The following is a 20,557-nucleotide window of genomic DNA, read 5'->3' as shown; positions in this document are numbered from 1 at the left end:
CAGGTGAGCTACCGTCCATTGAGCGCAACGACACGTTGCGTGATCACAACGCATAGAAAGATCAGTTCGATGACTATTCGCATCCTCGCCAGCGGCAACCAGTGGTATTTCACGATCAACTCGGTCAACCACAAGGTGCTGGCAACCAGTGAGCGTTACTGGAACCAGTCGGACGCTGTTTCTGCCGCCCAGTCCATCGTCAACCAGGCTGGCGGAGCCAAGATCGTTTACTGAACGATCGAAGCCCCTGCGGTCCGAAGTGATATCAGCACCTCGGGCCGCAGGGGCGCGGTCAATCTACAGCAGGTTTCGTGAGATCGGTGATCAGCGTCAGGATGGATTCTTGTGGGAGTGCTGCTAGCGAGTCGACGCGGCGCCCGTCGCGGCGGGCTGCGGTCCCCAAGTGGTCCCCATGCTCACGGATGCGGGCGGTGAGCGTACTTTGTGGTCTGACACAACGAAGCCGCCCGACCTGGGCTTTCACCCAAGCCAAGCGGCTTCTGTGTCCGTCGGGCTGACAGGATTTGAACCTGCGACCCCTTGACCCCCAGTCAAGTGCGCTACCAAACTGCGCCACAGCCCGGACTCGCACTCCCTGAGTGCGTGGAAGTACTTTAGCGTGCCCGCCGAACGGCCCTGTAACCAGGGTCCTCTGTCTCTCTGACCTGCGAAAACAGGGCTGGCAAGATCAGGTCGGGTTGCTTGCGTGGGTCAGGTCGCCATGTGATTGCGCAGCATCGTTGCGAAACGGCTCGAATTCGGCCAGCCCGGATATGTGTCCTTGGTAGGTCGGATCGCGTCTTCGTGTAGGAGCTGGCCCGCCCCGGTCGTTGACGCTGCCGGGAGTCGGCTCAGTGTGTCCAGCCCGCTGAACGGGAGCGTTCAGCGGGCTGAACAGAACCTCAGCCGAGCCCGGCGCTGACCGCGTTCATCAACGCGCCGGTGTCACCCGACATCTCCCACGCCATCACGCCGAGGAGCCCGCGCGACTTGAGCCACGTGATCTTCAGCCCGATCGACCACGCGTCGTCGAACGTCCACCACTGGCCGCCGTTGCCCGTGTAGCAGGATGTCGCCACCGCAGCCGTGTCGTGGTGGACCGTGCAGCCCGGCACGCTCGCCACCAGGTTCGCGTAGCCGCGGGTGCCCGCCTCCTCGGCGAACTGGCCCGGCGCCGCTCCGGTCGCCGACTGCCACTCGCCGTTCTTGCCGCCGTCGGCCACGCCCTGCCAGCCGCGGCCGTAGAAGGCCAGGCCGAGCGTCAGCCGCCGGGGGTCGACGCCGGCGTTCGTGTACGCGTTGATCGCGCTTTCCGCACTGAAGTGGAAGTTGTACGGGTCGTCCGCGTCGGCGTACAGGTTGCCCTGGTGGCCGGTGCGGTTCGGCTCCCACGAGTTGTCGCTGCCCGACCCGTGGAAGTCGTACCCCTGCACGTTCGCCACGTCCAGGTAGTTGAACACCTTCGACAGGTCCCACCCGGACGCGACCTTCGCCGGGTCCGCCGGCGTGAACGCGTGCAGCTGGTACCGCTTGCCGGTCGTCGCGCCGTAGGCGTCCATCTGGGCGCGGAATTCCGCCATCAGCGCCGTCAGGTTGTCCTTGTCGTTCGGGCTCCAGTGGTTGCCCGGGTGCCCGTCACCGCTCGCCGGCCACTCCCAGTCGAGGTCGATGCCGTCGAAGATGCCCGCCGCGGTGCCTGGTCCGCCCGCGCCGCCGTAGGGCGCGATGTTGCCCTTGAGCCACGTGTCCACACAGGACGAGACGAACTTCTTGCGTGACGCGTCGGTGGCCGCGACGTCCGAGAAGTACTTCGAATACGTCCAGCCGCCGAGCGAAACCAGCACCTTCAGGTTCGGGTGCTTCGCCTTGAGCTTCTTGAGCTGGTTGAAGTTGCCGCGCAGCGACTCCCAGCCGGTGTCGGCCACGCCGTCGACCGACTGCGCCGCCGAGAACGGCCGCGAGTAGTCGGCCTCGGCGTCACCGGCGCCGTCGCCCTGGTTCGGGTCCTGCGGGTTGGCCGTGGTGCCCTTCGTGACCCCGGACAGGCAGGTCAGGTTCACCGGGTCGATGTTCTCGAACGCGTACAGCAGGTGCGTCAGCTTCGCCGCCGCACCGGAAGTCTCCAGGTTCTTGACGAAGTACTGGCGCCCGTAGATGCCCCACTGCACGAAGTACCCGACCTTCGCGTAGCCCGAGACGATGTCGCCGGTCCGGGCGGTCACCGCGGCGCTCGGCGCCGAAACGTTGTCGTAGCCGTCGCGGGCCCGGACCGTGAACGTGTACGAAGTGGACGGTGCCAGTCCGGTCACCACGGCCGACGTCGTGGTCACCGTCGTGGCGAGCACCGAACCGCGGTACACGTCGTAGCTGACCACGCCCGTGTTGTCCGTCGACGCCGTCCAGGCCAGCGAAACGCTACCGGAATCGGCGCCGGTCGAGCGCACCCCGGTGGGCGCGGACGGCGCCTGTGTGTCGTCGGCGGGGTTGTTCGTCGTCACGGCCAGCGCAGCACTCGCCGGGGAGGTGTTTCCCTTGGCGTCCTTGGCCTTCACCGTGAACGAGTAGGCCGTGCCCGGCGCGAGCCCGGAGACCGTGGCGCTCGTCCCGGTCACCGAAGCAGCCAGGGAAGTCCCCTGGTAGACGTCGTACCCGGTCACCGGAAGGGAACCCGCAGCCGAAGCGTTCCACGCCAGCGCGACCGACTTCGTCGTCTTCGCGACCAGCCGCAGGTTCGCCGGCGCGCCCGGTGGGGTGTCCGGTGAACCGTCGCAGTTGGCGTTGTCCACGCGGCACTGCGTCGGCGTCGCCACGGAGCTGAGCCGGAACGTCGGGCTGTACGGGTAGGTGTTCCGGCCCGGTGCCAGCGTCGCGATGTAGTACGCGGGCGTCAGCGTGACCTGGGTGCCGTTCTGGGTCACCGTGCCGTTTTCGCCCGTCGAGGCGGTGATGCCGGCGGGCAGCGTGAAGGTGATCGCCCAGTTGCTCACCGAGGCGGTCCCGGTGTTGGCGACGGTGTACGTGCCGGTGGTGCCGCTCATCGCCAGGGTGGCGGTCAGCGAACCGGCGGCAGCGGCGGGTGGCGCGAGCGCCGCGGTGCCGCCGAGTGCGACGAGCAAGGCGGCGAGTGCGGAGCGTAGTCGTGCGGGAGTGCGTCTCATGGCGGTTCTCCAAGCGGCACGAGGCGGGGGACGATGTGGTCTAGACCACATCGAATGTAACCCGGTGCGAGGAGAACCGCGCCCGCCCGAACGGCGGCAACCGGTGTCCGAACGGACGGTTAACGTCCCGAGAAGGTCGCCTTCCCCGGTCCGTCGGCGAGGAACGACTTCACGGCGCCGCGGAGGTCTTCGGTCTCGAACAGCTCGGCGGCGATCGTCGTGATGTGGGCGTTCGCCTCGGGGACGCCGCCGACGGCGAAGTGGTCGAGGACGCGCTTGGTCGCGGCGTGGGCGCGGGTCGGTCCCTCGGCCAGCTTCGCCGCGAACGCGCGCGCCGCATCATCGAAACCCTCGTCCGGCAGGACCCGGTTGACGACGTTCCAGCGCTCGAGCGTGGCGGCGTCGTAGGTGTCGCCGGTCATCACGAACTCCTTGGCGCGCCCGACGCCCGCCCGCGCCGCGAGCCGCTGGGTGCCGCCCATGGTCGGCGTCAGGCCGACCACCTTCTCGACCAGGCCGAACTTCGCGCGCGAGGCCGCGAGAATGATGTCGCAGGCCACGGCGACCTCGAACGCCCAGGTCAGGCACAGTCCGTGCGCGGCGAACACGGTCGGGAACGGCAGCGCCGCGATCCGGTCCGGCACCGCCAGCATCTCGTCGAAGAGCACCTTCGCCTCGGCGGGCGAGCCCTGGGCGTCGAACAGGGAGACGTCGACGCCGCCGCTGACGATCTTGCCCTCGGCGCGGATCAGCAGCGCCCGCGCGGGTTCGGTCTCCAGTTCGCCGATCGCCGAGGACAGCGAAGACTGCAGCGAAGCCGTGTAGAGGTTCAACGGCGGAGCGTCGACGGTCAGGACGGCGAGCCCGCCGTCACGATCGAGGCGGACCTGCTGAGTCATGTTCACCCTGCTTCTTCGGCTTCGACGATGTCGTCCCAATACTGCTGGGCCTCGGGGCGCCAGTCGACGTGTTTGTGATGGAACAGTTCCGCCGCTTTCGTCCCGCTCCACTTCGCCGGGAGCAGCTCGGCCGGCAGCTGCGGGTCCAGGAACGGGAACCGCCGCCACTCGTGGACCAGCTCGGTCTGCGCGCGCAGCACCGCCCGGCCGCCGGTCGGGTGCAGGCCGGTGAATCGGTCGATGAAGTCCTCGTAGCGGTCCTTCAGCTCGGTCAGGTCCCAGGACCGGGCGACCATCGACTCCTGCTCGCCGACCTCGCCGTACGCGGCGGTGAACGACATCGCCTGCGCGTCGAGGCCGAGTTCGCTGACGATCTGCTGGGCCTCCCGCTGCCGGGACAGGTCCGGGCTGACCCACACGCCGGCGACCGGCGAGCCGAAGCCCGCCCAGGTCAGCCGCGTGCGCAGGCGGTGGCGCAGGTCGCGCTTGGCCTCGGGGACGGAGACGATCAGCATCAGCCACTGCCCGTTCCAGCGGCGTTCCTCGCGGCCGAACGCGTAGATCCGGTCGGCGCCCTCGGTCAGCAGGCGGCGCCCCGGCGGCGTCAGCGACCAGCGCACGCGGCGCCCGACGCGCTCGGACACCACCCAGCCTTCGGCGGCCGAGCGGGCCAGCGCCTGCCGCGCCGACTTCTCCTCGATGTCGAGGATGCCGAGCACCTCGACGAGCATCGACGTCCAGACCGGCTTGTCCCGCGGCAGCGCGTACTCGCCCAGGACGGTCATGAGCAGCGATCGCGCGCTGGCGTGACTGACCTCGCGACGCCGGCTCACCGTGGGCCGCGGCGCGGACGGCCGGCCTTCCCTCGGCTTCGGCCTGCGGCCGAGGGTGACCGGGGGAGCGGGCTCGCCCATGCTGTTCACCGACCTCACTGTGGTTGTGGCACTACTGTGTCGCGGCACTGACAACCGAACAGGGTACCCACAGTGAGTGATCAAAGCGCCACGGGACACACACCGTCGGTGGTTTTGACCTTGATCTGACAGTTCACCACGAGGTCGTAGACTCGGCTACCTCATGAGCGCAACTCTCGTCGCGAAGGACCTGGCCGCGGGCCACGGTGACCGCATCCTCTTCTCCGGCCTCGATCTCGTCGTCGCCCCCGGGGACGTCGTCGGCCTGGTCGGCGTCAACGGCGCCGGCAAGTCCACGCTCCTGCGCACCCTCGCGGGACTCGCGAAGCCCGACAGTGGCGAGGTCCGGCTGAACCCGCCGGCCGCGACCGTCGGGCACCTGCCGCAGGAGCCGGAACGGCGCGAAGGCGAGTCGGTGCGGGCCTTCCTGGCGCGGCGCACCGGCGTCTCGGCGGCCCAGGCCGACCTCGACGCGGCGACCTCGGCGTTGACCGACGGTGCACCGGGCGCGGACGACCTCTACGCCGCGGCGCTGGACCGGTGGCTCGCCCTCGGCGGCGCCGACCTCGACGACCGGGCCGCCGAAGTGGCCGCCGACCTCGGCCTGGCCGTGGACCTGGACCAGCCGATGACGTCGCTCTCGGGCGGCCAGGCAGCGCGGGCGGGGCTCGCCTCGCTGCTGCTGAGCCGCTACGACGTCTTCCTGCTCGACGAGCCGACGAACGACCTCGACCTGGACGGCCTGGCCCGGCTGGAACGGTTCGTGTCCGGCCTCCGCGCGGCGACGGTGCTGGTGAGCCACGACCGCGAGTTCCTGGCGCGGACCGTCGACCGGGTGGTCGAGCTGGACCTGGCCCAGCAGCAGGTGAACGTCTACGGCGGCGGGTACGAGTCCTACCTCGAAGAGCGCGAGGTCGCCCGGCGGCACGCGCGCGAGGAGTACGAGGAGTACGCCGACACGAAGGCGTCGCTGGAGGCGCGCGGGCGGATGCAGCGGGCGTGGATGGAGAAGGGCGTCAAGAACGCCCGCCGGAAGCAGCCCGACAACGACAAGGCGGCGCGCAAGTTCCGCACCGAGGCGACGGAGAAGCAGGCGTCGAAGGCACGGCAGACCGACCGGATGATCGAGCGGCTGGAGGTCGTCGAGGAGCCGCGCAAGGAGTGGGAGCTGCGGATGGAGATCGCCGCGGCCCCGCGGGCGGGCGCGGTGGTCGCGACGCTGCGCGGCGCGGTGGTCCGGCGGGGCGAGTTCACGCTCGGACCGGTGGACCTGCAGATCGACTGGGCGGACAAGGTCGCCATCACCGGGGCGAACGGCTCCGGCAAGTCGACGCTCCTGGCGGCGCTGCTGGGCCGGATCGCGTTGTCGGACGGGGCCGCGGCGCTGGGGCCGGGTGTCGTGGTCGGCGAGGTCGACCAGGCGCGGCGGCTGTTCCTCGGTGACGTCCCGCTGGTTTCGGCGTTCGCGCGCGAGGTGCCGGAGCTCGCGGACGCGGAGGTCCGGACGTTGCTGGCCAAGTACGGATTGAAGGCCGCCCACGTCCTGCGCCCGGCGGCGACGCTCTCGCCGGGGGAGCGGACGCGGGCGGCGCTGGCGTTGCTGCAGGCGCGCGGGGTGAACCTGCTGGTGCTGGACGAGCCGACCAACCACCTGGATCTGCCGGCGATCGAGCAGCTCGAGGCGGCGCTGGACAGGTACCCGGGGACGCTGCTGCTGGTGACGCACGACCGCCGGATGCTCGACGCCGTGCAGGTGACGCGCCGCTTGGTCGTCGACGGCGGCAAGGTCAGCGAGCTTTGATCCTCCGCGAGGCGACGCCGTCGGACGGGGACTTCCTCGCCGACATGCTCGTGGCCGCGGTCAACTGGTCGTCCGAGTGGAAGAGGAAGTCGCGCCGTCGTGTGCTGGCGGCTCCGGATACCGGGCATTACGTTGCTGACTGGCCGCGGGGTGGGGATCTCGGTGTGGTTGCCGATGTGGATGGGGAAGCGGTTGGCGCGGCTTGGCTGCGGTTCTTTTCTGCCGAGGATCCGGGGTATGGGTTCGTGGCTGCCGACGTTCCCGAGCTGACGATCGGTGTGGCTGCTGCCTGGCGTGGCCGGGGTGTCGGGCGCGCGTTGCTTCGGGCTCTCGAAGGTCGCGCTCGTGAGGCTGGTGTGCGGCGGATCAGTCTCAGTGTCGAACGGAAGAACTTCGCGCAGCGGCTCTATTTGGCGGAGGGCTACGAGATGGTGGGGGCCGGGTCGGCACAGTCGGACACCATGGTCAAGGTGCTCTGACGCGCGCGCCGCTCTTTGGTCGGTCACTGTCGCGGCGAGAGCGGTGCTCTCGGTTTGGAGCGTTGTACCGGCGACTCGCGAGAGCGGTGCTCTCGCCTCGGAACACTGCCCGCTGTTGCGAGCAGCGGTCGGAGAGCGGTGCTCTCGACCGGCGGGCTCGGTCGGCAGTGGCGCATGAGCGGTGCTCGCTGAGTTGATCGGTGCTCTCTTCGGCACGCGGAGGCGCGCGCTTTGGGAGAGCGGTGCTCTCAGTGGCGAGCAGCGGTCGCCGCCGCGTGTGAGCGGTGCTCTGGGTGGTGGGCGGTGGCTGCTGTTGCGCGAGAGCGGTGCTCTCGGCGGTGGATGGTGATGGTTGTTGCGGTGAGCGGTGCTCTGGAGTGTGCCGACGCGTCTGGGTTGTGAGCAGTGCTCTCGAAGCTGATTGCTGCTTCCCGCTTGGGTGCGAAGGATGCTCCCTTTCGAGAGCGGTGCTCTCGAAAGGGAGCGCCCTGCGCATCTCCTGAGTGAGCACTGCTCTCGCGGGAGAGCACTGCTCAACCCTTCGTCGCCCCGCCCGTCAGGCCCTTCACGAACTGCTTCTGCAATGCCAGATAAAAGATCAACACCGGCAGCGTCGCCAAGAACATCAGCGCGAACACGCTGCCCAAATCCGCCTGATACTGCCCGATCGACCGGTAGATGCCCGTCGTGATCGTGGTTCCCTGGCTGGGTCCCAGAATGATCAACGGATCGATGAAGTCGTTCCAGATCCACACACCCAGAAAAATCAACACCGATGCCGTCGCTGGGCGGAGGAGGGGGAACACCACTCGCCAGAACACCTGCATGCGGCTCGCTCCGTCGAGCAGGGCCGCCTCCTCCAATTCCACCGGCACACCGCGGATGAAGCCCGTGAACACGAACACCCCGAACGGCACGTAATACCCGACGTTGAACAGGATCAGCCCCTGCAGCGTCGCCATCAGATGCGTCACCCGGAGCACGTCGGTGATCGGGATCAGGATCACCTGCGGCGGAATCATCAAGCCGGCCAGCAGGACCAAAGTCAGCACCTTCGTCCACCGCTTGCCCGAGCGCGCAAGGTAGTGACCCAGCATTGCCGAGAGCACCGTTAGTACCAGGATCGACAGCACCGTCACCACGATGCTGTTCGTCAGGCTGACCCAGAACAACCCGTCCGGCCGGGTCAGCACCGCGTGGATGTTCGCCAACGTCGGCGGCAGCGGCAGCGACGCCGGCTCCTTCGCGATCAGCTCGCCCCGCTTGAACACGTTGGCCAGCACCAAATACAACGGCACGAAGAACACCGCGCTGACCAGCAACGCCACCGCGGGCCGGGCCGGTGAACGGGGGTGGGTCACAGGTCCACCTCCCGGCGGCGCAGGAAACTGAGCACGACCGTCGTCACCAGCGCGACGATCACCAGCATCAGCACGGCCATCGCGGACGCGTAACCGACGTGGTTGGAGTCGAAGCCCGTCTGGAGGACGTCGAACGCGATGGTGGCCGTTGCGCCGGAACCCGGGCCGCCGTTGGTGATCACCTTGACGTAGTCGTAGGTCTTGAACGCCGAGATCAGCAGCACCACCGTGTTGATCGTCAGCGACGGGGCCAGCAGCGGCCAGGTGACCGCGCGGAACCGGCGCAGCGGCCCCGCGCCGTCGATCTCCGCGGCCTCCAGCAGCTCCGCCGGCACCCCCTGCAACCCGGCCAGGTAGACCACGACGCAGAACCCGAGCATCTGCCAGCACACGATCGACGCGACCGAATACAGCGCGACGTCCGGATCGGACAGCCAGCCCGGCGGGTGCGAGACGCCCACGGCGCGCAGCAAGGAATTCAGTGGCCCGCGGTCGTCGAGCAAGCGGGACCAGACGATCGACACCACCACCGAACTGAGGATCACCGGGGTGAAGAACACGCTCCGCAAAGCGTTGTACAGCCAGCCCTTCCGGTCCAGCAGCAACGCCACGCCCAGGCCCAGCACGTTGGGCACGACCACCACGATCAAGGTCAGGATCGTGGTCACCTTCAGCGCGGTCAGGAACTGCTCGTCGCTGAACAGCAGCCGGTAGTTGTCGAGGCCGACGAACTTCACCGGCGGGTTGAACGGGTTGTAGTTCGTCAGGCTGTAGCCGAAGCTGATCAAGATCGGCGCCATCACGAAACACAGGTAGACGAGCACGCCCGGCGCGCCGAACGACGCGAAGTGCGCCAGCCGGGGCCAGACCGGCCGACGTCGGCGGCGGCGGACGGCAGGGCGGGACGGGGCGGGGGGAGCGACGACGGCGGTCAAGGACGTCAGCCCGCCTTCGCCCACTCGGTGTCCAGGAACGTGCACGCGTCGGCCACGGACTTGCGGCCGGTGATGACGTCCTGGGCGGCCTGGTCGACCTTGTCCTTCATGCCCGGCAGCAGCCCGTCGTCGGCGGTCTCCCACCGGAACGCGTGGACCACGGCGTTCTGCTGCACGGCTTGGGCGTACAGGTCGTAGCCCGCCTTGAACGTCGCCCCGACGTCGGACGGCGGCGTGTAGCCCTTGATCGCCGGGAACAGCCCGTCGGCCTTCACCGACGCGTCCAGCTGGTCCTTGTCGAGCTGGAAACCGAGGGCGAACTTCCTGGCTGCTTCGAGGTTCGCGGCCTTGGCGTTCACGATCATGCCGCCGCCGGTGTAGGCGGGGACGACGAGTTTGCCGTCCTCGGTGGGGAAGTTGAACACGCCAACCTCGAAATCGTGCTTCTTCGAGTCGGCGTTGGCGGCGAACCAGTTGCCCATCGGGTACATCGCGCCCTGGCCGTCGAGGAACGCCTGCTCGGTCGCCGCGTAGTCGCGGGACACGCTGGTCTTGTCGACGTACCCCTTCGCCGCGAGGTCGGCGAGCTTCGAAAACGCGTGCTGGAACGCGGGATCGGCGAACTTCACCTTGTCCTGGCGGCGCTGGGTGAGCCAGTCCGGCATCGTGTCGTAGACCTCGGTGCTCACCAGCCCGGAGAGGATCATCGACGACGGGAAGCCGTCTTTGCCGCCGCCGATGGTGAACGGCGGAAAGCCCTTTTCCTTCAGCTTGCCGGCGTCGGTGACGAGTTCGTCCCACGTCTTCGGCGGCGCCGCGATGCCCGCGTCGGCGAACATCTTCTTGTTGTAGTAGATCGGCGGGATGGTCTGGGTGTTGGCCGGCAGCTGGTAGTACTTGCCGTTGACCGGATTGGCCTGCGGGAACTGGAAGTCCTTCAGTTCCTCGGGCGTCCAGGCGTAGAGGTTGCCCGCTTCGGCGAAGCCGGCCGAGTCGACGGCGATCATCACGTCCGGGAACTGCCCGGACTGCAGAAGCTGCTTCGCGTACGACGTCCGCCCGTCGGCGGTCGGCGCGACGAGCTTCTTGACCTTGATCCCCGGGTTCTTGTCGGTGACGCGCTTGATGGCGGCGTCCCAATAGGACGGTGTGAGGTTCGGCGTCTCGAAGGTCAGGAAGGTGATCTCCGCGCCGCCGCTGCCGCCGGTGTTCGACCCGACCGAGCACGCGCTCACCGCCAGGAGCGCCGCTGCGCCCAGCGCCAGTGACCTTCTCATGACCGCCGCCTTCCGTCACCCACCATATGTGATGTACGAGGCATTCGATCGGACGTTTAACGCAGTGTCAAGCATCGAATCCCGTCGAAAGGGCACCACGCGGCCGGATAGATCAGATCTTTACTCGCTCGAGCCGGACGACTCTGCTGGCGAAGTCGCCGGTCGGAAGGCCGGGCGGCAGTCCGCGGGCGAGGAGCACGGCGCCGCTGTGCGTGACGCCGGAATCGGGATCCAGGTACCGGTGAGCGGGATCGAGACCGGCCAGCCGCAGGGGTCGCTCGGGCGCGTTGAAGTGCGCGGCCTGCCGGTAGGCGAACACGACCACGCGATCGCCGTGGACGTACTGGAGCGCGGTCACGCCGTCGTCGACCGGCGGCCGGAGCCGGTACAGCGCGCCGTGTTGCACGACCGGCCGGATGTCCTTGTAGAGAGCCACGAGCTCCCGCGCGAGCGTGAGATCGTCTTCGGGCCAGTGCACGATGTCACCGCCGAGGCCGAGCACGCCGGCCATGGCGACGTGGAACCGGAACTCCAGCGGCACCGAACGGGCCGTCACGAAGTTCGGGTTGTCGGTGACCCACGCCGACATCGCGCGGGCGGGGTAGACCTGCCCGTAGCCGTGCTGGATCCGCAGCCGGTCGAGCGCGTCGGTGTTGTCGGAGGTCCAGACCTGGTCGGTGCGGGTGAGCACGCCGAGGTCGATCCGCCCGCCGCCGCCCGCGCACGCCTCGATCCGCAGCCCGGGGTGGTCCGCGCGCAGCCGGTCGAGCAGCGCGTACACCGCGCGGGTGTGCTCGACCCACAACCGGTCCTGGTCGCGTTCGCCGGGCCAGCCCGCTTCGCTGAACGGCCGGTTCATGTCCCACTTGAGGAAGTCGATGCCCTGTGAGCCGACGAGCCGGTCAAGCCACTCGTGCGCCCACGCCGCGACGTCCGGGCGCGCGAAGTTGAGTACCAGCTGCCGCCGCAGCTCCGAACGGCGCCGGTGCGGGTGGTGCAGCACCCAGTCCGGGTGGGCGCGGTGGAGGTCGCTGTCCGGGTTGACCATCTCGGGCTCGACCCAGATGCCGAACCGCATGCCGAGCCCGTGCACCGCGTCGACCAAGGGCTTGAGCCCGTCGGGGAAGCGCTCGCGGTTGACCTGCCAGTCGCCGAGCCCGGCGTGGTCGCCGGTGCGGGCGCCGAACCAGCCGTCGTCCATCACGAACAGCTCGACGCCGAGTGCCGCCGCCCGCTCGGCGAGGGCCCGCTGCCCCGCCTCGGTGACGTCGAACCCGGTGGCCTCCCACGAGTTGTAGAGCACCGGGCGCAGCTCGTCCGGGTGCGGCAGGACGTGCGCGAGGACGTAGGCGTGCCACGCGCGGCTCGCCGCACCGAACCCGCCGTCGGTGTACAGCCCGGCCGCGACCGGGGTGGTCAGCGGACGGCCCGGGCCGACGCGGTGGACGACGCCGTCCTGGCCGAAGCCGCCGCTCACCGTCAGCCGTCCGGTCGAGGATCGGGTGGTGGTCAGGCGCCACGACCCGCTCCAGGCCAGCGCGATCCCGTAGACCTCGCCGTGGCCCTCGGTCGCCGTGCCGTCGTCGACCATCACCCACGGGTTGGCGTGGTGGCTGGTGATCCCGCGGCGGCTGCCGAAGACGGTTTCGCCGTGCGGCACCGGCGACCGGTGCAGCTGTGTCTCCGCCGCCCAGCGACCGGTGACGTGGCTGAGCCGGTAGTCCTCGAACACCGGCAACGCCCAGGTGGCCGAATCGGCCCGGACGACTTCGACGTCGGTGTCCGCGCCGAGCTCGGTCCAGCGTTCGAGGACGGCACCGCGCAGCCGGTAGTGCAGGGTGATCCGCAGCGGATAGTGCCGGTCCTCGAAGAACAGGCGCAGGTGCCCGTCGGTGACGTCGTGGTCGGCGTACCGCCATTCGAGGGCCCGCGTCCCGTCGGCGAACCGGACCTGCAGGGCGGGTGTCCAGTACCGGGTGCCGCCGTCGGCGGCGAGTTCCCCGAGCCCTTCGTTCGGGTCGTTGAAGCCGTCCCACCAGGGAAGTGTGCTTTCCATCAGCTCGACGACGTCAGCTTCGGGCAGGGGAGGGCCCCAGTGCACGTGGGTGGGGACGTCGTCTTCGTCGAGCCGCAGCGCGTACGTGCACGACTCCCCGGTGAGCACCCAGGTGCGGTGTTCTTCGAGGAAACTGATCACGGCCATGCGGGCCATCCTGCTCACCGCCGCGGCCGCCGCCAAGGGATGTCCCGCCCACCGGGCACCGCGCAAATGTGACGCCAAAGCCCCCGGAGTGTTATTTCCTGCGGCTGTTCGAGTGGCTTTCCGGAAATGACATTGGTTCCGTCGGGTGGCTCTCGTAACAATGGGTGAGATCGGAAAGATTCGAGGGGTGGCGACGTGGCGGCGACGCCGGCTGTCGTCGACGAGGGGAGATTGCCGTGGTGGCGGAAAGCGAGTTGAGGGGTACGCCGGTAGTCCTGGAAATGCCGGACGACTGCCCGTGCCTGCCCGATCTCATCGAGGCCAAGCGCGCCGGGGGTCCGCGGTTCGCGGCGATGCGGGCGGCGTACGAGCGCGAGCAGGGAAAGATCCTGGAAGAGTTCTACGCGCTCGATTTCCGGGCGGCGGTGCTGCTCGTCGCCGCCAAGGAGCGGAAGGAGGTGAACGGCGGTGCGGAGCGGGCGGTCCTCAAGATGAGGCTGTACTACGACCCGCTCGAGAGCACCACGGAAGTCGACGACGTCTTCCAGTCGGCCCGCCGGGTGGAGCGGAAGTACTCGGTCCTGCTTCGCGGGGAGACCCAGGAGATCCTGGCGCGCGGCATCTACACCACGGCCGTGGTCCTCCTGAGCGTGCTCGACGCGATGGTGGGTTCGCCGCACAAGCCCGAGCGGGTGCCGGCCGCGGCCGCTTCGGCCCGGAAGGAAATCCGCCAGATCGAGCAGAACGCGCGCGACGCCGCCTTGGACCGCGCTCTCATCCGCTACCTCGGCGGTCTGGCCGTGGGTGCCGTGCTGGCCCTCGCCGTCGTGGTCGGCCTCAATTTCGTGCCCATGCAGGCCGAATTCGGCCCGCGGTTGCTCACCTGCCTGGTGTCCGGTGCCGTCGGCGCGATCCTGAGCGTCATGACGCGCACGGCGAACCGGGAAAGAGTGCGGGTGGGCCTCGACCAGGGCCGGGTCGTGGTCTTCCTTTCCGGCGGTTTCCGGCTGATCATCGGCGCCATCTTCGGCGCGGCGATGTTCGTGCTCGTCGGCGCCGGACTGCTGCCGATCGCCGTCCCGGCCGGCCCGGAACAGGTCAAGCTGTTCTTCGCCGGCCTCGCTTTCCTCGCCGGGTTCAGCGAACGCTGGGCGCAGGACACGATCGTCCGCACCCTGCCCGGCGCCGTGGACCGGAACGCGGTCGAGCCGGCGCGGGGCAAGGACGGCTGACCGGTCAGGGCCGGTCGGTAAGTCCATCCATGCCCCCGCCACCACCCTCAACGGAGACGCTTCGCGTCACTGCACAAATAGCCGCCCATCGTCTTGAAGTACTCGTGCGCGGGCAGTTCGGTCCCGTCGGCCGTGCGGACGCGCTCGACCAGCAGGCCGGGGGACTGCCCGCGCCGGGCGTCCGGCCCGGCGACGATCACCACGCCGTCGCCTTCGCGGATGAAGATCCGGCCCGGCGTGCCGCCGTAGTGGCCCCGCGACACCGACGCCTTCAGGATCCGCAGCTCCTCGCCGCGGTGGTAGGCGAACGCGTTCGGGTACGGGTCCGAAAGGGCGCGCACGAACCGCTCGAGGTCCGCGGGCGGCAGCGTCCAGTCGATCAGGCTGTCCCGCTTGGCCCGCTTGTGGAAGAAGCTGGCCTTGGACCGGTCCTGCGGCACCGGGGTGTAGCCGGTCTCGATCATCGAGAGGGCTTCGGCGGTGATCGGCGCGATGAGGTCGACCGTGCGGTGGAAGAGGTCGGTCGTGGTGTCGGCGGGCCCGACCGGAATCGCGCGCTGCAGCACGATGTCGCCGGCGTCGAGTTCGCCGTCCATCATGTGGGCGGTGACGCCGACTTCGGGCTCGCCGTTGATCATGGCCCAGATGAGCGGCGAGAAGCCCGCGTACGCCGGCAGCAGCGAGTCGTGGATGTTCAGGGTGCCGTGGCGCGGCAGCTCGAAGATCTCCGGCGGCAGCCAGGTGCGCCAGTTGTTCGCCACGATCAGATCGAGGTCGGCGGCCTTGAGCTCGGCCAGCAGCTCGGCGTCGTCCGGGCGGGTGCGCAGCAGGACGCGGATGTCGTGCTCGGCGGCGAGGTCGGCGACCGAGTCGGCCCAGATCCGCTCGTAGGCGTGGTCGCTCTTCGGATGGGTGACCACGAGGGCGACCTCGTGGCCGGCGTCGATGAGCGCCTGGAGGGTCCGGTGCCCCCAGGTCTGGTAGCCGAACATCGCCACGCGCATTCGAGAGTGCCTTTCATGGTCGGGGACGAACATCACCACGAACGTACTAGGACAGGCTCGCCTAAGTTAGGTTAGGGTGCCCTGAACCGTACTGGAGCGCGAGGGAGCACCATGACTGCAGAGGTCCCGATCTACGACATCGTCGGCGTGGGCTTCGGGCCGTCGAACCTCGCTCTCGCGATCGCCCTCGCCGAGCACAACGCGGGTCACGGGGAACCGGTGACCGCGCACTTCCTCGAGCGGCAGCCGCGCTTCGGCTGGCACCGCGGGATGCTGATCGACACCGCGACCATGCAGGTGTCGTTCCTCAAGGACCTCGTCACCATGCGGAACCCCACCAGCGAGTTCAGCTTCCTCAACTACCTGCACGCGGCCGGGCGGCTGGTCGACTTCATCAACCACAAGAACCTCTTCCCGCTGCGCGTGGAGTTCCACGACTACTTCGAGTGGGCGGCCGCGAAGGTCGACGACGTCGTCTCCTACGGCACCGAGGTCGTCTCCGTGACGCCGGTGTACGACGGCGCCGAGGTCGCGTACTTCGACGTCCGGGCTTCGGACGGGTCGACGCTGCGTGCCCGGAACCTGGTGATGGGCACGGGTCTGCGGCCCCAGCTGCCCGAGGGCGTCACGGCCGGGCCGCGGATCTGGCACAACAGCGAACTGCTGTTCCGCGTGGACGCCCTGCGGGGCGCCGACCCGAAGCGGTTCGTCGTGGTCGGGGCCGGCCAGAGCGCCGCCGAGGTCGCAGCGTTGCTGCACGAGGAGTTCCCCCGCGCCGAGGTGTGCGCGGTGTTCGCCCGCTACGGCTACAGCCCGGCCGACGACAGCTCGTTCGCCAACCGCATCTTCGACCCGGACGCCGTCGACCAGTTCTACCGCGCGGGCGAGCCGGTCAAGGACCGCCTGATGCGCTACCACGGCGCGACGAACTACTCGGCCGTCGACCTCGACCTGATCGACGAGCTCTACCGGCGCGTCTACCGCGAGAAGGTGCTGGGCGTGGAACGGCTGCGGTTGTTCAACGTCTCGCGCCCGGCCGAGGTGACCGACGCGGGCACGGTGACGGTCGAGTCCCTGACCACCGGCGAGCGCACGGTCCTGGACGCCGACGCCGTCGTCTACGCCACGGGTTACCGGCCCGCGGACCCGACGCCGCTGCTCGGCGAACTGGGCCCGCGGTGCCTGCGCGACGAGTCCGGGCGCCTGCGCGTCGAGCGCGACTACCGGCTGGTGACCGAAGCGCCCGTCCGCGGCGGGATCTACCTGCAGGGCGGCACCGAGCACACGCACGGCATCACGTCGTCGTTGCTGTCGAACACCGCGGTGCGGGTGGGGGAGATCCTGCAGTCGGTCGTGGACCGCCGGGTGGTCGCGGAGCCGGCCGGGGAGCTGGCGGTCAGCGCGCGCTGAAGGGCCACACGGCGGTGAGGTCGTAGAGGTACGTCGAGCGCACGACGAGCGCCGGACCGGGAAGCGCCTGCTTCAGCCGGTCCAGCGCTTCCTCGGCGCCGGAGGGCCCGCGGGGCACCCAGACGCGTCCGGTCGACGGTGGCTCGAGGAACTCCCGCAGGCGCTCGAAGACGTCGTCCGGAGCGGCGGACAGCGCGTAGTGCCGCTCGCCGGGACCCTTGTCCGGGTGCGCCGCCGCGACGACCTCGAAGTGCCAGCACGAACCGGGATCGGCGACCCGCAGGTAGCCCTCGATCGGGCCGTCGTACCAGTCGAGCACGGCGAGCCGCTCGACGCGCAGGTTCGCCGGCGGGGTGCTCAGCAGGCGCTCGGCGAGCACGCCGTCAGCCCGCCGCGGTGATCTGTTCTCGGAGGATGTCGCCGTGGCCGGTGTGGCGGGCGAGTTCCTCGATCAGGAACAGGTAGACGAACCGGAGGGTCACCTCGCCGACGACCGGGTGCGTCCACCGGTCGTCGAGCGAGAAACCGGCCGCGATCTCGCGGGAGCGCGCGCTGGTCCGCTCGTATTCGGCGATCACGCCGTCGACCGTTTCGTCGTCGGCGACCGCGAAACTGACGTCCCCGGGGGTCGAGGGGCCGTCGATCTCGGTCTCGTCGAGCCCGGCGATCAGCCACTGGAACCACCGCCGCTCGGCGACGGCGGCGTGCTTGACCAGGGCGATCGGCGTGGTCAGAGACGGGACGAGCCGGCGCCGGGCGTCGGCTTCCGAGAGGCCTCGCAGGTTTTCGACGAGAGCGAGGCGGCCCCGGTCGATCATGGTTTCCAGCAGGTCACGCTCGGAGCCGGTGGTCTTGTCGGGCAGCACGTACATGCCGCCAGCTTGCCCGAGAATCAGCCCTGGTGCACCGGTGCCGGGTGGTGGCGGCTGATCGGGATGACCATCGGCGTCCCGCTCACCGGGTCCGGGGTCACCTGGCAGCGGACGTCGAAGACCTCCTCGACGAGCTCCTCCGTGATCACGGACGCCGGCTCGCCGGAGGCCACCACGCGGCCCGCCTTCATCGCGATCACGTGGTCGGCGTAGCGGCACGCCTGCGGGAGGTCGTGCAGCACCATCACCACCGTGCGGCCCTCCGCGCGGTTGAGGTCGACCACCAGGTCCAGCACGTCGATCTGGTGGGCGAGGTCCAGGTACGTCGTCGGCTCGTCGAGCAGCAGCACCGGGGTGCCCTGGGCGACCGCCATCGCGATCCACGCGCGCTGCCGCTGGCCACCGGAGAGCTCGTCCACCGGGCGGTCGGCCATGTCGGTCATCGACGTCGCCTCCAGGGCGGCGCGGACCGCGTCTTCGTCCGATGTGGACCATTGGCGCCACCAGCTCTGGTGCGGGGCGCGGCCGCGGCCGACGAGGTCGGCCACCGTCATGCCCTCGGGCGCCACCGGGGACTGCGGCAGGATGCCGAGCCGCTGGGCGACCTGGCGGGTGGGGAGGTCCTGGATCGAGCGGCCGTCGAGGTACACCGCGCCCGACTTCGGGGTCAGCAGCCGGGCCATCGTGCGCAGCAGCGTCGACTTCCCGCACGCGTTCGCCCCGACGATCGCGGTGATCCGCCCGGGCGGGACGTCGAGGTCGAGGCCGTCGATGACGACCCGGTCGTCGTAGGCGACGCGCAGGTCCTGCACGCGCAGGGACGGTGTCATCTTCTCAGCCTCCGGAGCCGGATCGGTTGGCCCTGGCCAGCAGCCAGAGCAGCAGCGGGGCGCCGAGCGCGCCGGTCACGATGCCGACCGGCAGCGGGGACGCGGTGATCGTGCGGGCCAGGATGTCGCTGCCCAGCACCACGACCGCGCCGGTGAGCGCGGATGCCGTCAGCGGCGGGGAAGCCTGGCGCGCCAGGCGTTGCGCGATCTGCGGTGCGGTCAGCGCGACGAACGAGACCGGGCCCGCGGACGCCGTCGCGAAGGCCACCAGCCCGGCACCGGACAGCAGCAGGCCCAGCCGCACCGGCTGCACCGGCGTGCCGAGCCCCGCGGCCACGTCGTCGCCGAGCTGCAGCGTGCGCATCCACCGCGAGAGGGCCAGCACGAGCGGCAGCAGCACCGCCAGCGCGCCGGCCAGCGGGACGACGTGCTCCCAGCCGCGGTTGGCGAGGTTGCCGACCAGCCAGCCGATCGAGGCCTGGGCTTCGGTGATCTGCGCGCGGCTGAGCAGGTAGTCGGTCAGGCTGGTGCACATCGCGAAGATGCCGATGCCGACCAGGATGATCCGGTAGCCGGTGGTGCCGCGCCGCCAGGCGAGGACGTACACGAGCAGGCCGGTCAGCAGCCCGCCGAGCAGGCCGAGGGTGGTGGTGCCGAGGCCGCCGCCGAACCCGAAGGAGATCCCGGCGACGACGGCGGTGGCCGCGCCCGCGTTGATGCCGATCATGTCCGGGCTGGCCAGGGGGTTGCGCGTGATGGTCTGGAACACCGCGCCGGACGCGCCGAACGCGAGCCCGGCCAGCAGCCCGGTCAGCGCCCGTGGCAGCCGCAGCTCCCGGACGATGTAGCCGGTGCCGCTGTCGCCGCCGCCGAACACCGCCGACAGGACGTCGGACACGCTCAGCGGGACGTCCCCGATCGTCATGCCCACGCAGAACAACGCGAACGCGACCACGGCGAGCACCAGCGAGACGGCCACGAGCCGCAGCCGGATCTGCCCGGACACCGCGGGTTTCGCGAGGCGGAAGGTGACGCGGTCGCGCCGCACCTGCAGCAGGCTCATCAGGACTCCACCAGCTTGCGGCGGCGGACCAGCCAGATGAAGAAGGGCGCGCCGAGGAAGGCGACGATCACGCCCGCCCGGACTTCGCCGGGGCGGGCCATGACCCGGCCGAGGATGTCGGCGGCCAGCAGCAGGCAGGGGGCGAGGACGGCGGTGTAGGGCAGCAGCCACCGGTGGTCCGGGCCGATGACGAACCGCACGGCGTGCGGGACGATCAGGCCGAGGAACACGATCGGACCGGCGACCGCGACCGAGGCGCCGGTCAGGAGCGTGATGGCCAGGGCGCCGCGCAGCCGCAGCGGGCCCAGCCGGCGGCCGAGCGCGACCGCGACGTCGTCGCCGAGCGCGAGGCTGTTGAGCGCGGGGCCGCTGGCGATCGCCAGCACCACGCCGACGACGAGGAACGGCAGGACCCGCAGCAGCGAACCGCTGTCGACGCCGGCGAGCGAACCGGCCGACCAGAACCGGAAGCGGTTGAGCGCCACCGGGTCCGAGAGCACCATCGCGCTGGTGAACGAGCCGAGCAGGGCCGTGACGGCGGCTCCGGCGAGGGCGAGCTTGACCGGGCTCGAGCCGCTGCGGCCGCGGGTGCCGAGGAAGTAGACGACCACCGTCGCGGCGAGCGCGCCGGCGAAGGCGAACCAGATGTAGCCGTAGAGCGAGCTGACGCCGAGCACGGTGATGGAGAAGACGATGGCGAACGCGGCTCCGGCGCTGATGCCGAGCAGGCCCGGCTCGGCCAGCGGGTTGCGGGTCAGCGCCTGCATGAGCGTGCCGGCCAGGCCGAGCGCGGCGCCGACCAGCACGGCCAGGAGCGTCCGCGGCATCCGGACACTGTGGATGATCACCGCGTCGGCCGAACCGTCGTCGTGCCACAGCACCTGCCAGACGGCACCGAACGAAATCTCCTTCGACCCCAGCCAGACACTCAGCAGGCACAGGAAAACCAGGACACCGAGAGCGGCCAGCAGACCGAGCGCGCGGCCCGTGTGTGGCGGGCGTCGCTTGAGAGCGATCCCTCCGGGGTCTGTTCGCACCGCACCTCCGACTGGTACTGATTTAGGTAAGGCTAACCGATGGTACAGGAGTGCATCCTCACCATCTGTTTGTTAGGGTCAC

At 69.7% G+C, this 20,557-nt stretch carries 18 protein-coding genes and 1 tRNA gene; 5 read left to right on the top strand and 14 right to left on the bottom strand.

Going from position 1 to position 20,557, the window contains the following annotated elements:
- The first annotated feature begins 69 nt into the window (after window positions 1–69).
- Window positions 70–234, top strand: a complete 165-nt coding sequence (locus IE317_RS02350) for a YegP family protein (RefSeq protein ID WP_191306340.1) — start codon at window positions 70–72, stop codon at window positions 232–234.
- Window positions 235–509: 275 nt separating this feature from the next.
- Here IE317_RS02350 and IE317_RS02345 read toward each other — a convergent pair.
- The 4 genes from IE317_RS02345 to IE317_RS02330 all read right to left on the bottom strand — a co-directional run bounded on the left by IE317_RS02345 (window position 510) and on the right by IE317_RS02330 (window position 4,971).
- A tRNA-Pro gene (locus tag IE317_RS02345) sits at window positions 510–583 on the bottom strand.
- Between the two features lie 319 nt (window positions 584–902).
- Window positions 903–3,116: a glycosyl hydrolase family 18 protein gene (locus IE317_RS02340; protein WP_191306388.1), complete on the bottom strand. Its 2,214-nt coding sequence runs from the start codon at window positions 3,114–3,116 to the stop codon at window positions 903–905.
- 161 nt (window positions 3,117–3,277) lie between these two features.
- Complete coding sequence (locus tag IE317_RS02335) at window positions 3,278–4,057, bottom strand: enoyl-CoA hydratase/isomerase family protein (protein WP_191306339.1); 780 nt, start codon at window positions 4,055–4,057, stop codon at window positions 3,278–3,280.
- Window positions 4,058–4,059: 2 nt separating this feature from the next.
- Window positions 4,060–4,971: a PaaX family transcriptional regulator gene (locus IE317_RS02330; RefSeq protein WP_191306387.1), complete on the bottom strand. Its 912-nt coding sequence runs from the start codon at window positions 4,969–4,971 to the stop codon at window positions 4,060–4,062.
- Window positions 4,972–5,134: 163 nt separating this feature from the next.
- On the opposite strand from IE317_RS02330, the gene IE317_RS02325 reads away from it, so the two are divergent.
- Together IE317_RS02325 and IE317_RS02320 are read left to right on the top strand one after the other, a co-directional pair.
- Window positions 5,135–6,772, top strand: a complete 1,638-nt coding sequence (locus tag IE317_RS02325; protein ID WP_191306338.1) for an ABC-F family ATP-binding cassette domain-containing protein — start codon at window positions 5,135–5,137, stop codon at window positions 6,770–6,772.
- On the top strand, window positions 6,769–7,251 hold the full coding sequence (locus IE317_RS02320) for a GNAT family N-acetyltransferase (protein WP_229902410.1): 483 nt from the start codon (window positions 6,769–6,771) through the stop codon (window positions 7,249–7,251). Before IE317_RS02325 ends, IE317_RS02320 begins: the two co-directional genes overlap by 4 nt.
- Window positions 7,252–7,784: 533 nt before the next feature.
- On the opposite strand, the gene IE317_RS02315 is transcribed toward IE317_RS02320, so the two are convergent.
- The 4 genes from IE317_RS02315 to IE317_RS02300 all read right to left on the bottom strand — a co-directional run bounded on the left by IE317_RS02315 (window position 7,785) and on the right by IE317_RS02300 (window position 13,027).
- Window positions 7,785–8,612 (bottom strand): carbohydrate ABC transporter permease, encoded by an 828-nt coding sequence (locus IE317_RS02315; protein WP_191306337.1) that lies wholly within the window; start codon window positions 8,610–8,612, stop codon window positions 7,785–7,787.
- Window positions 8,609–9,571, bottom strand: coding sequence for a carbohydrate ABC transporter permease (locus IE317_RS02310; protein WP_191306336.1), 963 nt, complete (start codon window positions 9,569–9,571; stop codon window positions 8,609–8,611). Before IE317_RS02310 ends, IE317_RS02315 begins: the two co-directional genes overlap by 4 nt.
- Entirely contained in the window at window positions 9,553–10,824 is a 1,272-nt protein-coding gene (locus tag IE317_RS02305) for an extracellular solute-binding protein (protein ID WP_191306335.1), read from the bottom strand. The genes IE317_RS02310 and IE317_RS02305 overlap by 19 nt, the downstream gene beginning before the upstream one ends.
- Window positions 10,825–10,936: 112 nt before the next feature.
- Window positions 10,937–13,027, bottom strand: coding sequence for an alpha-galactosidase (locus IE317_RS02300; protein WP_191306334.1), 2,091 nt, complete (start codon window positions 13,025–13,027; stop codon window positions 10,937–10,939).
- Between the two features lie 281 nt (window positions 13,028–13,308).
- On the opposite strand from IE317_RS02300, the gene IE317_RS02295 reads away from it, so the two are divergent.
- Window positions 13,309–14,259, top strand: a complete 951-nt coding sequence (locus IE317_RS02295; RefSeq protein WP_191306333.1) for a hypothetical protein — start codon at window positions 13,309–13,311, stop codon at window positions 14,257–14,259.
- A gap of 47 nt (window positions 14,260–14,306) precedes the next feature.
- Here IE317_RS02295 and IE317_RS02290 read toward each other — a convergent pair whose 3' ends face one another.
- The gene (locus IE317_RS02290) at window positions 14,307–15,263 is read right to left on the bottom strand and encodes a methionyl-tRNA formyltransferase (RefSeq protein WP_191306332.1); all 957 of its coding nucleotides are present in this window, start codon (window positions 15,261–15,263) and stop codon (window positions 14,307–14,309) included.
- Window positions 15,264–15,374: 111 nt separating this feature from the next.
- Here IE317_RS02290 and IE317_RS02285 point away from each other — a divergent pair, with 111 nt between their 5' ends.
- Entirely contained in the window at window positions 15,375–16,673 is a 1,299-nt protein-coding gene (locus tag IE317_RS02285; RefSeq protein ID WP_191306331.1) for a lysine N(6)-hydroxylase/L-ornithine N(5)-oxygenase family protein, read from the top strand.
- Here IE317_RS02285 and IE317_RS02280 read toward each other — a convergent pair.
- Genes IE317_RS02280 through IE317_RS02260 form a run of 5 tightly spaced genes read right to left on the bottom strand, consistent with a single transcriptional unit; the run spans window position 16,660 to window position 20,475 of the window.
- The gene (locus IE317_RS02280; RefSeq protein ID WP_191306330.1) at window positions 16,660–17,052 is read right to left on the bottom strand and encodes a hypothetical protein; all 393 of its coding nucleotides are present in this window, start codon (window positions 17,050–17,052) and stop codon (window positions 16,660–16,662) included. The two genes, IE317_RS02285 and IE317_RS02280, sit on opposite strands and share 14 nt — an antisense overlap.
- Before the next feature lie 4 nt (window positions 17,053–17,056).
- Complete coding sequence (locus tag IE317_RS02275) at window positions 17,057–17,545, bottom strand: DinB family protein (RefSeq protein ID WP_191306329.1); 489 nt, start codon at window positions 17,543–17,545, stop codon at window positions 17,057–17,059.
- A gap of 20 nt (window positions 17,546–17,565) precedes the next feature.
- A complete protein-coding gene (locus IE317_RS02270; protein ID WP_191306328.1) occupies window positions 17,566–18,375 on the bottom strand; it encodes an ABC transporter ATP-binding protein in 810 nt (269 codons plus the stop codon).
- 4 nt (window positions 18,376–18,379) lie between these two features.
- The gene (locus tag IE317_RS02265) at window positions 18,380–19,438 is read right to left on the bottom strand and encodes a FecCD family ABC transporter permease (RefSeq protein ID WP_191306327.1); all 1,059 of its coding nucleotides are present in this window, start codon (window positions 19,436–19,438) and stop codon (window positions 18,380–18,382) included.
- Window positions 19,438–20,475: a FecCD family ABC transporter permease gene (locus tag IE317_RS02260; RefSeq protein WP_191306326.1), complete on the bottom strand. Its 1,038-nt coding sequence runs from the start codon at window positions 20,473–20,475 to the stop codon at window positions 19,438–19,440. The genes IE317_RS02265 and IE317_RS02260 overlap by 1 nt, the downstream gene beginning before the upstream one ends.
- Window positions 20,476–20,557: the final 82 nt, after the last annotated feature.

Source organism: Amycolatopsis bullii, assembly GCF_014654205.1.
GTDB classification, from domain to species: domain Bacteria; phylum Actinomycetota; class Actinomycetes; order Mycobacteriales; family Pseudonocardiaceae; genus Amycolatopsis; species Amycolatopsis plumensis.
The sequence above is the reverse complement of the archived record's forward strand: the minus strand, read 5'-3'. Positions and strand labels throughout refer to the sequence as shown.

Excerpts from the sequence above, each read along its gene's own strand:
- IE317_RS02350 (WP_191306340.1), top strand. The coding sequence starts at position 70 with ATGACTATTCGCATCCTCGCCAGCGGCAACCAGTGGTATTTCACGATC.
- IE317_RS02335 (WP_191306339.1), bottom strand. The coding sequence starts at position 4,057 with ATGACTCAGCAGGTCCGCCTCGATCGTGACGGCGGGCTCGCCGTCCTG.
- IE317_RS02330 (WP_191306387.1), bottom strand. The coding sequence starts at position 4,971 with ATGGGCGAGCCCGCTCCCCCGGTCACCCTCGGCCGCAGGCCGAAGCCG.
- IE317_RS02325 (WP_191306338.1), top strand. The coding sequence starts at position 5,135 with ATGAGCGCAACTCTCGTCGCGAAGGACCTGGCCGCGGGCCACGGTGAC.
- IE317_RS02305 (WP_191306335.1), bottom strand. The coding sequence starts at position 10,824 with ATGAGAAGGTCACTGGCGCTGGGCGCAGCGGCGCTCCTGGCGGTGAGC.
- IE317_RS02300 (WP_191306334.1), bottom strand. The coding sequence starts at position 13,027 with ATGGCCGTGATCAGTTTCCTCGAAGAACACCGCACCTGGGTGCTCACC.
- IE317_RS02295 (WP_191306333.1), top strand. The coding sequence starts at position 13,309 with ATGCCGGACGACTGCCCGTGCCTGCCCGATCTCATCGAGGCCAAGCGC.
- IE317_RS02290 (WP_191306332.1), bottom strand. The coding sequence starts at position 15,263 with ATGCGCGTGGCGATGTTCGGCTACCAGACCTGGGGGCACCGGACCCTC.
- IE317_RS02285 (WP_191306331.1), top strand. The coding sequence starts at position 15,375 with ATGACTGCAGAGGTCCCGATCTACGACATCGTCGGCGTGGGCTTCGGG.
- IE317_RS02275 (WP_191306329.1), bottom strand. The coding sequence starts at position 17,545 with ATGTACGTGCTGCCCGACAAGACCACCGGCTCCGAGCGTGACCTGCTG.
- IE317_RS02270 (WP_191306328.1), bottom strand. The coding sequence starts at position 18,375 with ATGACACCGTCCCTGCGCGTGCAGGACCTGCGCGTCGCCTACGACGAC.
- IE317_RS02265 (WP_191306327.1), bottom strand. The coding sequence starts at position 19,438 with ATGAGCCTGCTGCAGGTGCGGCGCGACCGCGTCACCTTCCGCCTCGCG.